Annotated in this window: 10 protein-coding genes; 8 read left to right on the top strand and 2 right to left on the bottom strand. The window is 67.8% G+C overall.

The features are described from left to right. The 4 genes from VGS97_RS02500 to VGS97_RS02485 form a co-directional block, all read left to right on the top strand. The coding region (locus VGS97_RS02500) for a YciI family protein (RefSeq protein WP_326851515.1) at positions 1-312 on the top strand (312 nt) is incomplete at its 5' end. Between the two features lie 146 nt (positions 313-458). Next, complete coding sequence (locus VGS97_RS02495) at positions 459-1,430, top strand: hypothetical protein (RefSeq protein ID WP_326851514.1); 972 nt, start codon at positions 459-461, stop codon at positions 1,428-1,430. A gap of 131 nt (positions 1,431-1,561) precedes the next feature. Then, a complete protein-coding gene (locus tag VGS97_RS02490) occupies positions 1,562-3,220 on the top strand; it encodes a beta-1,3-glucanase family protein (RefSeq protein ID WP_326851513.1) in 1,659 nt (552 codons plus the stop codon). 373 nt (positions 3,221-3,593) lie between these two features. Continuing rightward, positions 3,594-4,646: a WD40 repeat domain-containing protein gene (locus VGS97_RS02485; protein ID WP_326851512.1), complete on the top strand. Its 1,053-nt coding sequence runs from the start codon at positions 3,594-3,596 to the stop codon at positions 4,644-4,646. Positions 4,647-4,722: 76 nt separating this feature from the next. Here VGS97_RS02485 and VGS97_RS02480 read toward each other — a convergent pair whose 3' ends face one another. Next, positions 4,723-5,739, bottom strand: coding sequence for a LacI family DNA-binding transcriptional regulator (locus VGS97_RS02480; protein WP_326851511.1), 1,017 nt, complete (start codon positions 5,737-5,739; stop codon positions 4,723-4,725). Positions 5,740-5,905: 166 nt separating this feature from the next. Here VGS97_RS02480 and VGS97_RS02475 point away from each other — a divergent pair, with 166 nt between their 5' ends. From VGS97_RS02475 to VGS97_RS02460, 4 genes are all read left to right on the top strand, one after another. After that, a complete protein-coding gene (locus tag VGS97_RS02475) occupies positions 5,906-7,153 on the top strand; it encodes an ABC transporter substrate-binding protein (protein WP_326851510.1) in 1,248 nt (415 codons plus the stop codon). A gap of 130 nt (positions 7,154-7,283) precedes the next feature. Then, positions 7,284-8,216 (top strand): sugar ABC transporter permease, encoded by a 933-nt coding sequence (locus VGS97_RS02470; RefSeq protein WP_326851509.1) that lies wholly within the window; start codon positions 7,284-7,286, stop codon positions 8,214-8,216. Beyond that, positions 8,206-9,111, top strand: coding sequence for a carbohydrate ABC transporter permease (locus VGS97_RS02465; protein ID WP_326851508.1), 906 nt, complete (start codon positions 8,206-8,208; stop codon positions 9,109-9,111). The genes VGS97_RS02470 and VGS97_RS02465 overlap by 11 nt, the downstream gene beginning before the upstream one ends. Before the next feature lie 100 nt (positions 9,112-9,211). Beyond that, the gene (locus VGS97_RS02460) at positions 9,212-10,729 is read left to right on the top strand and encodes an alpha-N-arabinofuranosidase (protein WP_326851507.1); all 1,518 of its coding nucleotides are present in this window, start codon (positions 9,212-9,214) and stop codon (positions 10,727-10,729) included. Positions 10,730-11,303: 574 nt separating this feature from the next. On the opposite strand, the gene VGS97_RS02455 is transcribed toward VGS97_RS02460, so the two are convergent. Beyond that, positions 11,304-12,725 (bottom strand): hypothetical protein, encoded by a 1,422-nt coding sequence (locus tag VGS97_RS02455; protein ID WP_326851506.1) that lies wholly within the window; start codon positions 12,723-12,725, stop codon positions 11,304-11,306. Positions 12,726-13,389: the final 664 nt, after the last annotated feature.

Raw genomic sequence — 13,389 nt, 5'->3', positions numbered from 1 at the left:
GACGCGCCCGTGCTCGGCGACGAGGCCGAAGCGGCGCTCCAGGATGCGCACATGGCCTACCTCGCGCAGTTGCATGCCGACGGCCACCTCGTAGCGGCCGGCCCACTGCTCGGCGCGGCGGACGAGCCGTTGCGCGGGCTGTTTCTGCTGCGCGCCGATCCGGAGCGAGCGCGTGAACTGAAGGAAGCTGATCCGGCGGTACGCGCGGGGCGTTACCGCATCAAGATCCTGCCGTGGATGGTCCCGGCCGGCGCGATGAGCTTCTCTCCGGCTCACTTCCCCAGGTCGATGGCCGAGGTGTCCGCGCACTGAGGTATCCGCAGACTGACACCCCTCCCACTGGCACTCTCCCGGCGCAAAGGTTCGCTCCATCGTGATTGCGGGCCGCCCATTTTCATGCGGTGACGCCTACAGGCGCTTATACTTGACAGCGCACTGTGATGGGGGAGGTGTGGGGGATGTCCGTCGCGGACGGGACAACGCAGCCCGACGCTTTGACGCTGGTCGCGCTCGGGCTGTTCTTCAGCATTTTCGTAATCCTCTCGCTGCCCAACGCCGTGCGGCGGCTTCAGGCGTTGCGACAGGCCGAAGCGGCCACCGGCTGGCCAGAGCGGGGGAGGCGGGCCAGGGCCGTCAACACACTGATCGCCAGCGTGATCTTCGCGGTTGCGGGCCCGATCCTGCTGGTGGTGGGGATCGTGCAGGCGGCTCGTCACGGGCTGGCGTTGCCACACGCGCACCTCTTCGCCCGCGCGTGGCAGCCGAACGCCTTCAGCGCGGTGTTCTTCGGTGTGTTCTTCCCCATCGCGTTGATCGTGCAGGAGCGACGCGGCGGGGTTCTGCGCGCAGCCTGGCGCGGTGGGCCGCGGGCGAGGTTTTGGCTGATGGTGTCGGGCATCGGGTTCGTCTGCTTCGTCGCGGGCGCGGCGACAGGCTATCCGTTCCTCCTGGTCATCGGCGCGGTGATGGGCACCGGGGGGCAGTTGCTGCTCGGGCTGGACCATTTCCGACGGACCGCCACGGTCAGGCTCCGCAAAACAGTGTTGGCCCGTTACGTGCTCGCCATGCTCGCCGCAGCCACGATGCTGCTGCTGGCTTTCGAAAACCTCTCGTCGAGCGGGAACACTGTCACGCCCAGAACCCCCGCACTCGCCCTGTTGAAAGTCGGCGACTGTCTCCAGGACCCGGCGGCTTCGAACACGACATCGTTGACTTCGATCCCGTGCACTCGGCCGCACACCGCACAGGTCTATGCGTTCACGACCGCCCTGGCTTCCATGACTACAGGCTGCGATAAGGGACTGTTCGACGAGACTGCCTTACCACCCAACACGTCCTATGAGACTGTCACGTACGGCGAAGCCAGCCCCGGTGACATGCTCTGCCTGATCATCACTCCGGCGATCACCTGGTCGTTAGTACACCAATAACGCACGTAACTGCCCAACTACTGACTATTGACGACATGGTCGCTCACCTTCATACTCCATCGATACTACCGTAAACGTTTCCGGTGATCGGCGCTCCCGGGACTACCCACGTATCGAAGGAAGGCGTGGACATGCTCTCGCGTAGAAAGTTCCTGGGCGCCGGTGCGGCGACGCTCGCCGTCCCCAGCGCCATCGGCGCGGTGATCACGACCGGCGGCCGTGCGTCCGCCACGGCGGCGACCCTGAGCGTCGATCTACAGAACAACACCGGCTCGAACACCGTGTACGCCTACGTCACCGGGCAGGCCATCGACAACGGCAATGCCCTCTTCCTGCTCCAGGCCGACGGTCAGACTCCTTACTATCCGTCATCGCCCTCGTCCACCGGCACTCCGCTTGCCGCCAACTGCTCGATCGCGCTGAACGCGTCGGGCGCGGGTGCGCGCCGGATCACCATTCCGCACGTGGCGGGAGGGCGGATCTGGTTCTCGATCGGCGCCCCGCTCACGTTTCTGCTCAACCCGGGTCCGGGTCTCGTCGAGCCGTCGGTGACGAACCCGTCCGACCCGAGCATCAACGTGCTCTGGGACTTCTGTGAGTTCACCTACGACAACTCGCAGCTCTACGCGAACATCAGCGCCGTCGACTTCTTCTCCATCCCCGTCGCGCTGAGCCTGGTGACCGGTTCGGGCGCGACCCAGACGGTCAGGGGACTGCCGGCGGGCGCGCTGGACACCGTCTGCGCCGCGCTCAACGCGCAGAGCACCGCGGACGGCCAGGGCTGGAACCAACTCGTCGTCAGCTCGGGCGGGCAGTATCTGCGGGCGCTGAGCCCGACGAACGGGATCGTGCGTACCCCGTCGTTGTTCTCAGGCTATTTCAACGGATACCTCAGCCAGGTGTGGCAGAAGTACTCGACCACGCCCCTGACGGTGGACACGCAGGCGTCCTGGGGCTCGGTGCAGGGAACGGTCAGCGGCGGGCTGCTCACCTTCCCGGGTGTCGGCTCGTTCGCCCAGCCGTCCAGCGCCGACATCTTCAGCTGCAACTCGGGGCCCTTCAACGTGTCCGGCGCCGAGATGGGCGCGCTGACCGCCCGGATCAGCGCCGCGCTCAATCGCAGTACCCTGCTGTCCGACCCGAACCAGCCCGACGGCGAGAACCCGGCGAACTACTACGCGGTCTCGCCGACGAACCATTACGCCCGCATCATCCACGCGACCAGCCAGGATGGACGCGGCTACGCGTTCCCCTACGACGACGTCACGCCGAGCGGCGGCACCGACCAGTCGGGCTTCGTCGCCGACGGGAATCCCGGCGTGCTGACCGTCACGCTCAGCCCCGTGCACGGCGGCTCGACGCCCCCACCACCGTCGACCGTGAGCGCCTACTCGACCATCGCTGCCTCCTCCTACAGCAGCCACAACGGTACGCAGACCGAGACGACCACCGATACCGGCGGTGGCCTCGATGTGGGCTACATCCACAACGGCTGCTGGCTCGGCTACTCGGGTGTCGACTTCGGCAGCGGCGGCGCGACCCAGTTCGTGGCGCGCGTCGCCTCGGGCGCGGCCGCCGGAATCAGCGGCCTGGTGCAGGTGGCCCTGGACTCGCCCACCGCCGCGCCGGTCGGCAGCTTCGCCGTGGGCAACACCGGAGGCTGGCAGACCTGGGTCACGATTCCCGCCAACATCAGCCGCGTCACCGGCGTGCACACCGTCTACCTGACGTTCGCCAGCGGCCAGCCCGCGGACTTCGTCAACGTGCACTGGTTCACGTTCGGCCCGTGACGGGAATCCTCAGCGCCCGGGTAGAGGTGCCCGAGCCGACCGATCGAGCTCGGGACCGAAGTCAGGCCCAGTCCCGAAAGGTCGAGGTAGTACGTGTCGAAGTCGAATCGAAGAACGAGAGTGGGCTGGTTCTCGTACCTGTACCGTGACGCCCGGATGCGGCGTGACGCGCGCAGGCGACTCAGCATGTACGTACTTCACTCCTCGAAACATCACCTGCCTTCACTGAATGTACTTGTAAGAGCATGAAGTCAAGGCCGCGCCGCGACTCGCCGACCGGAGCCGGGGCATGGTAGATGCTTGAGAGGGCGCTCACCGGGAATCGTCAGCCCAGAACGCGAGTCTTGGCCCTGGCCGCGTGAAGGGGATCGCGATGCCGTCACCTGCTGCGCAGCCGGTTGATCGGTCGTTCCTGGTCGCGGCCGCGAGCTCGGACGGCTGCGTGGATCTGTGGAATCCGCTCTCCGGGCGCCCGGTCGGTGAGCCGTTGACCGGGCACGATGGCCCGGTCCTGGCGGTCGCGTTCACCGCGGACGGACGGCTGCTGGCCTCCGGTGGGAACGACGGCACCGTGCGCCTGTGGGACCCGGTCGCCGCGTGCTCGGTCGGCGTTGCGTTGACCGGGCACCGCGACGCGGTCGAGGCTGTGGCGTTCAGTCCGGACGGCAGGGCGCTGGCCTCCGGTTCCCAGGACGGCACCCTGCGGCTTTGGGACCCGGCAACCGGCCGGCCGATCGGCACACCGCTGCGGCACCGGGCAAAAGTCCGCGCCGTGGCCGTCAGCGCCGACGGTCGGCTGCTGGCTTCCGGAGCGGCCGATGGAAGGGTCAGGTTGTGGCGCCTGCCGACGCGGCGCCGGATGGGCCGTCCGCTGGCGGCACACCGCGGCTCCGTGCTCGGCGTGGCGCTCAGCGGGGACGGACGACTCTTGGCCACGGCCGGTTACGACGGACGAGTCCTGCTGGGCGAGGTCGCTGCCCGCCGCCCGGTCTGGCGCCTGACGGCCAGTCACGAGGACGTGGTGTGGGCGCTGGCGTTCAGCCCGGACGGGAGCGTACTGGCCTCGGGAAGCGCTGACTGGCGCGTCGGCCTGTGGGACACCGCCACCGGCGCCGCGATCCCCGGCCCGCCGGAGGGCGGTACGACGGTCCGCGCCGTCGCGTTCAGCGCTGATGGCCGGCTTCTGGCGATCGCGGCTCGAAATGGCTGGATAAAGCTGTGGGACATGGTCTCCGGCCGCTACGTCGGTGATCCGTTGTACCGGCCGAGCCAGCATCCCGGCCGGTACTCATACAGCCTGTGGGGCATTGCGGTGACCGGTGCGGTCGGTGCGGCATCACTGCCGCCGCCCGGCCCGATCTACACCGAACCAGGCCCCCACCCGATTCCCGCACCCGATCCCGAGCCGCCACGCGCCGCAGGTTGAGACAGAAGTTCCGGCTTCGGCGCACGTTCGGCACGTGGTTTATGGAACGTCGTCACGTCGTCACGTCGTCACCTGGTCACGCGGTCTCGCGTACTCGCAGTTCGAACGGTGCGGTGATGTCCTGCGCCATGGGCTTGCCCGCGCGGGCCTGGGCGCCGAACGCCAGGTCGACGGCGGTATCCGCTATCGCCTTCTTGTCCGGGGCGATCGTGGTCAGGGCGGGGACGCCGTAGGCGCCCTCCCGGATGTCGTCGAAGCCGATCACTGCCAGTTCGCGCGGGACTTCCAGGCCGCGGACGCCGGCGGTGCGCAGGGCGCCCATGGCGAGTAGGTCGTTGAAGCAGAACACCGCGTCGGGTGGCTCGTGCAGGTTGAGAAGCTGGTTCATCGCGGCGGCGCCTTCGGCGCGGCTGTAGTCGGCGGCCTGGACCACCAGCGCGGGGTCGACGGGGAGGCTGGCTTTGCGCATGGCCTCGCGGTAGCCGGTCATTCGGAGCGATGCGGTGCCGGCGTCTTGGCCGGGCTGGTCGCCGATCGCGGCGATACGTCTTCTGCCTAGGCTGATCAGGTGCTCGACTGCGGTGCGCGCGGCGGCCACGTTGTCGACCGCCACGTGGTCGATGGCCGGACGGCCTGCCCGTCCGGCGGCCGGTCTCTCGCCGAGCAGGACCAGGGGAGTGTCGCGGGCGGCGCGGCGCAGGTCGTCGGGGCCGACGGCGAGCGGGCTGAGGATCGCCGCGTCGATCCGCTGGCTGCGGGCCGAGGTGACCACGGCCAACTCGCGGTCGCGGATGCCGTGGGTCTGCTCGATGAGCACGGTCCAGTCGTGCCGGTCGGCGGCGGTGATCACCAGGCTGGCGAGCTCGGCGAAGTACGGGTTGTCCAGCTCCGGGACGGCCAGCGCTATGAAGCCGGTGCGGCCCTTGCGCAGGTTGCGGGCGCCGAGGTTGGGGCGGTAGCCGGTCGTGGCGATGGCGACCTGTACTCGCTCGCGGGTCTCGGCGCGGACGAACTCGTAGCCGTTGACCACGTTCGAGACCGTCTTGATCGACACGCCGGCCAGTTCGGCGACGTCCTTCAGCGTTGCGGCCACAGGTGCCGCCCCCCTTTTCCGACAGGTCAGTTGAGGAACCGAGCATAGCCCCTTTACAACGTTGTTTCCAACGATGTACAAAGACACTTCACAACGATGTAACGCGCTGACGAGCGCGAGACGTCTCCGGCGGACGCCACCCTCAGACTCCTTACGGAAGGCGCTCATGAAAACATACGCAAAGGCCGATAGGCTCGGCGCCGTGGCGCTGGCCGCCGGGCTCGCCCTCGCCCTGGCCGGATGCGGCGGCTCCGGGTCCTCGGGCTCGGGCGGCGGCCCGGTGCACCTGACGCTGTGGACCGGGTTCACCGGCCCCGACCGGCCCGCCTACGAGGCGCTGATAGCGCAGTTCAACGCTTCGCACAAGGACGTCCAGGTCTCGATGGACGTCCAGCCCTGGGACACCATCGGCCAGAAGCTCCCGGTCGCTTGGGCCACCGGGCAGGGCCCCGACCTGGCCACGCCGAACTTCGACCCGGGCGTGGTGCAGACCTACGTCAAGGCCGGCTCGGCGCTGCCGCTGGACGGCAAGATCGACGCCTCCGCGTTCCCGCCCGCGGTCACCAAGGCGTTCACGGTCGACGGCTCGCTGTACGCGGCTCCGGCGAACCTGGCCACCCTGGTTCTGTACTACAACAAGACGATGTTCACAGCCGCGGGCATCACGCAGGCGCCCAAGACCCAGGACGACTTCGTCGCCGACGCGAAGAAGCTCACCCTCGGCGGCGCCGACCCGACGCAGTTCGGCATCTCGCTGGCCGACCACTCGACGATCCAGATGTGGCCGATCCTTCAATGGATGAACAGCGGCGACATCGTCGGCTCGGACGGTTGCGCGACCATCGACTCCGCCGCGAGCGTCGGCGCGCTGAAGACCTGGGCCGGCCTGGTCGCGAACGACCACGTGAGCCCGGTCGGCCAGACCGGCGCCGACGCGGACACCCTGTTCGCGTCGAAGAAGGCGGCGATGGAGCTCAACGGCCCGTGGGCGGCCGACGGCTTCCGCAAGGCGGGGATCGACCTGGGCATCGCCCCGGTCCCGGTGGGCCCGGCCGGGCCGGTCACGCTCGCCTCGACGGTGCCGCTCATGGTCGCCAAGGGCGGCAAGCACCAGGCGCAGGCGTTGGAGTTCATCAACTACTGGACGTCGAAGGACGCGCAGGCCGCGTTCTCCAAGGCGTCCGGCTTCCCGCCCTCGCGCACCGACGTGACCGTCGCCGATCCGAGTGTCGCGGTCTTCGCCCAGGCGCTGCCGTACGCGCGACTGTACCTGTCGGGCATCGCGCAGTCCAGCCAGATCGACAGCGACGTCTACACCCAGCTGATCGGCAAGATCACCCGAGGCGCCAACGTACAGTCGTCGGCGAACGACGCCGCGAAGGCGATCGACGGCATCACCGGCTGCAAGCAGTAGACGGGCCGCGAACCAGCGGTCCCGTGAACCGCCCGGTCCCGGCCTTCCAACAGGGGACGGCTGGTCGGGACCGGGCTTCGGCCCCGCAGGCAGCCCGTGTGGCGCGACTACCTACATGCAGGAGGATCCGATGGCCCTTTCGAGCGACGCCCGGGACGGCGCGGTGCCCCGGCGTCCGAAACCGCCGCCCCGGCGGCGGATCCTTCGGCTCAATTCCGCCTATCTGTTCATCGCCCCGGCGGTGCTGCTCGCCGCGGTCTTCATCATCGAGCCGATCATCCAGTCCGGCTGGATGAGCCTGCACGACTGGAACATCCTCGACACCACGCACCAGTGGGTCGGCTTCGCCAACTACACCGAACTGTGGCACGACGACCGCTTCTGGAACGCGCTGCGGGTGACCGTCGGCTATACGGTGTTTGTGGTGATCGGACAGGTGGGCATCGGCCTGGCGATCGCGACCTGGCTGCGCCGCACGACCTGGTACACCATGCTGCTGCGCTCGGCGTTCTACTTCCCGGCGATCGCGTCGCTGGCCGTCACCGGCATCGTCTGGAAGTTCCTGCTGGACCCGCAGGTGGGACTGGTCGACGGCTGGCTGTCCAAGATCGGCGTCAGCCCGCAGGACTGGCTCCAGAACACCGCCCTCGCGTTCCCGTCCCTGGTCGCCGTGGGGATCTGGAAGAACTTCGGCTTCTCGATGATCGTGCTCGTCGCCGCGCTGCAAGGCGTGCCCGCGACGCTTCAGGAGGCCGCACGCCTGGACGGCGCGAACGCCTGGCAGCGCTTCCGGTACGTCACGGTGCCCGCCATCCGCCCGGCCCTGCTGTTCACCACCGTGATCGGGACCGTCAACGGGCTCCAGCTGTTCGACATCTCCTACGTGATGACCGCCGGCGGTCCGCTGCACCACACCGAATCGATCGTCATGTACCTGTACCAGCGGGGATTCCTGGAGTTCCGGCTCGGCTACGCGAGTGCCATCGCGTGGGTGCTGTTCCTGCTGATCTTGGCGGTCTCCGTACTGCAACTGAGGATCGGGGGTGACGGCAGTGACGACTAGCACTGTGATGACCGACTCGGTGCGTGCGCCCGAAACCGTGCCTGCGCCGCCGAAATGGGTAAGGCCGGTGATGACCGGCTTAGGCAAGGCGGGCCGCGTGGCGGCGTGGGCGGTGCTCGTGCTCGCGGCGCTGGCGACGATCGTGCCGTTCCTCTGGATGCTCGGCGTCGCGTTCCGCACTCCGGCCGACCTCTACGCAGACCCGTCGCGCATCGCGCCGCATGTGTGGACCCTCGACGGATTCCGCGCTGTGCTCACGCAGCTGCCGTTCGTCCGGCTCGCGGTGAACAGCTTCGTCTTCGCCGGGGGCACAACGCTGTTGCTGCTGACCGTCGACTCGCTGTGCGCGTTCGCGTTGGCCCGGTTGAGCTTCCGCGGCAGGAACGCGGTGTTCCTGCTGGTGCTGACCACGCTGATGGTGCCGTTCCAGATCGTGCTGATCCCGCTGTTCCTCACCGTGTTCCACCTGGGCTGGCTCGACACCTTCAAGGGGCTGATCATCCCCAGGTCGGTCAGCGCCCTCGGCATCTTCATGCTGCGCCAGTTCTTCCGGACCATCCCGCGCGAGCTGGACGAGGCGGCCCGCATCGACGGCGCCGGGCCGTTCCGCATCTACCGGCAGATCATCCTGCCGCTGTCCGGGCCGGCGCTGGCGACGCTGTTCGTGATCCAGTTCATGGCGCTGTGGAACGACTTCCTATGGCCGCTGGTGATCACCAGCTCCGACGACATGCGGACCCTGCCGGCCGCCCTCACCCTGTTCTCCAGCCAGTCCGGCATCGACCACGCCGCCCTGATGGCCGGTGCGTCGATCTCGCTGGCCCCGTTGGCGATCGCGTTCCTGCTGGCCCAGCGGTTCTTCACCGAGGGCATCGCGACCACCGGCATCAAGTAGCGACCAGCGGCGCAAGACCAGCGACCACGACCACCGACACCGAGTGCACCACTCGTACCACCCGCACCATCTCTTCCGCGCGACACCGAAGGAATCCACCGTGCTGACCGTTCGTGCCACTCTCGACCCGGCGTTCCGCATCGCCCCGATCGACCCCCGCCTGTTCGGCTCCTTCGTCGAGCACATGGGCCGCTGCGTCTACGGCGGCATCTACGAACCAGGCCACGACGACGCCGACGCGGACGGATTCCGGCTGGACGTGCTGAAGCTGGTGCGCGACCTCGGCGTCAGCGTCGTGCGTTACCCCGGCGGCAACTTCGTCTCCGGCTACCGCTGGGAGGACGGGGTCGGCCCGGTCGCGGACCGGCCGCGGCGGCTGGATCTGGCCTGGCGTTCGGTGGAGACCAACGCGTTCGGGCTCAACGAGTTCATGGCCTGGACCAAGCGCGCCGGAGTCGAGCCGATGCTCGCGGTGAACCTGGGCACGCGCGGGATCCAGGAGGCGTGCGACCTGCTGGAGTACGCCAACCACTCCGGCGGCACGCACCTGTCGGACCTGCGCCGCTCGCACGGCGCCGAGCAGCCGCACGGGGTGCGGCTGTGGTGCCTCGGCAACGAGATGGACGGGCCGTGGCAGATCGGCCACACCACCGCCGAGGACTACGGACGTCGCGCCGCCGAGACCGCAAAGGCGATGCGACAGGTCGACCCGGACATCGAGCTGGTGGTGTGCGGAAGCTCGAATGTGAACATGCCCACCTTCGGGTCCTGGGAAGCGACGGTCCTGGAGCACGCCTTCGACCACGTCGACTACCTCTCGCTGCACGCTTACTACGAGCAGCACGGCGAGGACCGGGCCAGCTTCCTGGCCGCGGCCGTCGGCATGGACCGCTTCATCGAGGGCGTCGTGGCCACCGCCGACCACGTCGCGGCGAAGAAGAAGTCCCGCAAGCGGCTCAAGCTGTCCTTCGACGAGTGGAACCTGTGGCAGGAGAGCCGGTTCGCCGGCCAGACGAACCTCTCCTGGGCGCAGGCCCCGCGCCTGATCGAGGACACGTACACGACCGAGGACGCGGTCGTCTTCGGCAACCTGATGATGACGCTGCTGCGGCACGCCGACCGGATCGCGATCGCCTGCCTGGCGCAGCTGGTCAACGTGATCGGGCCGATCCGCACCGAACCGGACCGCCCCGCGTGGGCGCAGACCATCTTCCACCCCTTCGCCCTGACCGCCGCGCACGCCCGCGGCGAGGTGCTGCGGGTCGAGCCGGCCGTCGAGCGCCACGACACTGCCGAGCACGGCGACGTCCCGCTGGCCGACGTCGTGGCCACGTACGACGAGGCGTCCGGCGCGATCGCGGTGTTCGCGGTCAACCGGCACCCGGACCGTGCCGCGCGCCTTGCGCTGGATGTGCGCGGCTTCGGCGAACTGCGCGTCGCCGAGCAGCTGTGCCTCGGCGGCGGCGACCCGGGCGAGCTTCAGGCCACGAACACCGCCGACGACCCGCAGCGCGTCACGCCGCGAGTGGTCTCCGGTGCCGAGCTCGCCAACGGCCGCGTCACCGCGCGGCTTGCCCCCGTGTCGTGGAACCTGCTCCGGCTCGTGCCAGGAGCCTGATCGCCCGAGCGTCCCCTTGTCGAAGGACCCAATGTCGTCGTTATCAGGCTGCTGCGTAGCGGACTTCTGGCTCGCCGGGCGGCTCCGCCGTCGGGGACTTCAGCCGCTCCATGGAGTTCGGCGACGAAGGCGGCGGCGCGAAGGTCATCCCGGCGACAGCAGCGGAAACCGGGTCGGTGGCGCGGTGACCCTGCCCGAGACGCTGAGCGTCCAGGTCGGCCCGTGGTGATCCACGGTCGCCTGTTCGCTTCTCGGTCAATGGCAGCGTGGTGTACGAGCTCGACGCCCGGCTCGACGTGCCCCTGGTGCCGTTCTGCGTGTTCTCACCTGTTCCTGCGCGCTGCCGTGTGTTCCTGTATGCCGTGTCTCACAGTGCTGTCTCAGAGTGCCGCGAGCGCAGCCTTGGCACCTAGTACGGCAGCCTCGGTTCGTGATCTGACGTGTGCTCATGTCGGCACTCTTCGGCCGGTTTGGCGGCACAGATTAGTCGTGGGCTGCCGAGCATGGCACACCGGATGAGCAATACCGGGGTGGACCCGGAGAATGAGCAGGTGCGCGCGGCTGTCGGGTTGGTTCAGATCCCGCCGCCAATCAGGTTGTCCTGACTCCATTGGGTCGAACTGGATTCCCAGAAGTTGAACGCCGCCTGTGCGGAATGGCTGAGATAGATGAGCTCTACCGTGTTGCCTGCACTGGTGAAGGCGTGTGGTGCAGCGGCTGGTGAGCCGGGCAGCCGGCCCCAGGCCGACCAGCCGGCCGCGCCGTTGGGCGACAGCTGCCAGGCATGCGCGAGAGTTCCATCGCTTAACCGTGCGAACACCTCCACGTGCCCGTCAGGCCACTCGATCGCCGTCATCGACCCCGAAATTGTTGCTCCGAGCGTGGTCGGCCCACCGTTGCCAACCGGTACACCCCAGCTCCATGTGTCCGCCCCGGTGCGCCAAACGTGATCGGCGCTGCCGGATGATGTGGTGACGAAGACCTCGGTCGAGTCGTTGAGGTTGTTCACTGGCGCCGGGTCCGCAACCAGCTGACCGGAACTGCCGTGAACCGTGGACCAGCCCAGCCATTCGCCGCCGCCGGGCAGCTGATCGATGGCTAGAGTGCCGGAACTGGTGATGGCGAACACGTCTAGGCGGCCGTCGGAGTCGGTAAACGGCACCGGGTTGCCAGCGATGTCGCCGTGCAGATTCGTCCAGTTGGTCCAGCCCTTGGTGCCGTTCGGGTCTTGTTGCTCGGTAGCGATCACGTTCCCGTTGGATAGCCGTACTACCATCGCAACCTCGCCGCCGGGGGCCAGTGTGACGCCCGGGTCGCCGACGGGCGTGCCAGGCAGTGGGCCGCCGGTGACTGCGTTGTCCCAAAGCCAGCCGCCTGACGTCTTGTCCTGCCAGCCGTCCACGACCTGCCCTGTGCTGTCCCGTGCCAGTACTTCCAGGTGTCCATCCGCGTCTGCCACGGCGGCCGGGGCGCTGTCGATGTCGGATGGAGAGCCAGGCACTGCAGTGAAGGCGGTCCAGCCGCTGCTGAAGACCGAGGTCTGCTGTGCGTAGACGATCGTGCCAGCCGAGGAGAGCGTGAAGGCGTACGCGTCGCAGTTCGCGGCCACAGCCACCGACATTCGGGCGCCAGGCGCGCTTGCCGCGCCTTGTGTCGGGGAGGGCATCGGACGGCCAGTAGGCGCAGGGCCTTGTGAGGGAGCGTAGCCGGAGGCGACACTCGGTCGGCAAGTAGGGGGGACATTTCCGGGTGTTGTCGAGCCGTTGCTGATGAGCTTGGCCGGTAGATTGAACACAATCAGCGCCAACACAGCCACAGGGATGATCAAAGCGACCAACAGCAACCGACCGCGTCCCGTCAAGACTTGGGGTTGACCCACCTGCACGGCCGCCACCACCACCGCGATCAACCACAACGACCCCAGCAGAAGCCAGACAAGCCAGGAATGCCGATTCCACCAAGGGTCGACCAGATTGCCGGCGACGTTGGTCAGCACGCCTAGTGGAGCATCCACCACCGCCGTTGCGATTCCGACAAGCACTGCTGTGCGCGCTGGCCCCGGCGCATTGCTCTCCGCACCCATCGCTTACACCCCCGCCGTTCCTGTCACCGTGCCAGTTCAGAATCTCGGCAAGCCTCATGCAGACCAATGTGCAGGCACATGAAATAGAGCGAGAAAGCCGGGAAGGCTATCCATGGCCATCGATCCGCGGACCAGTCGACGGCCATGTTCTGGTCGACTCCCTGATCGCACCAGCCAACCCGATCGCTGCCCACAGCCTCCCGGGCGACCAACAGTGAATCAGACCTCTGCAGTAGAGCTTCCATCATCCGATCAGTGGCAAACTAGGTAAAAAGCCCCTGTAAGCGCAACCATCGGGCACACACCGAAGGATCACGCAGCGGCCGCCTTACATGCCCGGCCATCTTGTCCAGACACCACGACAGCACACGTCAGATCACGAACTGAGGCTGCCGTACTAGCCGGTTCAGTAATTGCGCCAGGGGCGGGGACGCATGGAGGCGCTCGGGGCGTTGCTGAAGCGTGTTAATAAGTGGTCTTGTGGAGATTATTGAGACTGGTGAGAACGAGGTAGATCTCGCGCACGAGATAGCATTGCAGGCGCCCGATGGTCACACCTTTGGACAAGTGTTCTATG

It is taken from the genome of Actinocrinis sp. (assembly GCF_035946395.1).
Lineage (GTDB): Bacteria > Actinomycetota > Actinomycetes > Streptomycetales > Catenulisporaceae > Actinocrinis.
The sequence above is the reverse complement of the archived record's forward strand: the minus strand, read 5'-3'. Positions and strand labels throughout refer to the sequence as shown.

Coding starts and splice junctions, on each gene's coding strand:
- VGS97_RS02490 (WP_326851513.1), top strand. CDS start 1,562: ATGCTCTCGCGTAGAAAGTTCCTGGGCGCCGGTGCGGCGACGCTCGCC.
- VGS97_RS02485 (WP_326851512.1), top strand. CDS start 3,594: ATGCCGTCACCTGCTGCGCAGCCGGTTGATCGGTCGTTCCTGGTCGCG.
- VGS97_RS02495 (WP_326851514.1), top strand. CDS start 459: ATGTCCGTCGCGGACGGGACAACGCAGCCCGACGCTTTGACGCTGGTC.
- VGS97_RS02470 (WP_326851509.1), top strand. CDS start 7,284: ATGGCCCTTTCGAGCGACGCCCGGGACGGCGCGGTGCCCCGGCGTCCG.
- VGS97_RS02475 (WP_326851510.1), top strand. CDS start 5,906: ATGAAAACATACGCAAAGGCCGATAGGCTCGGCGCCGTGGCGCTGGCC.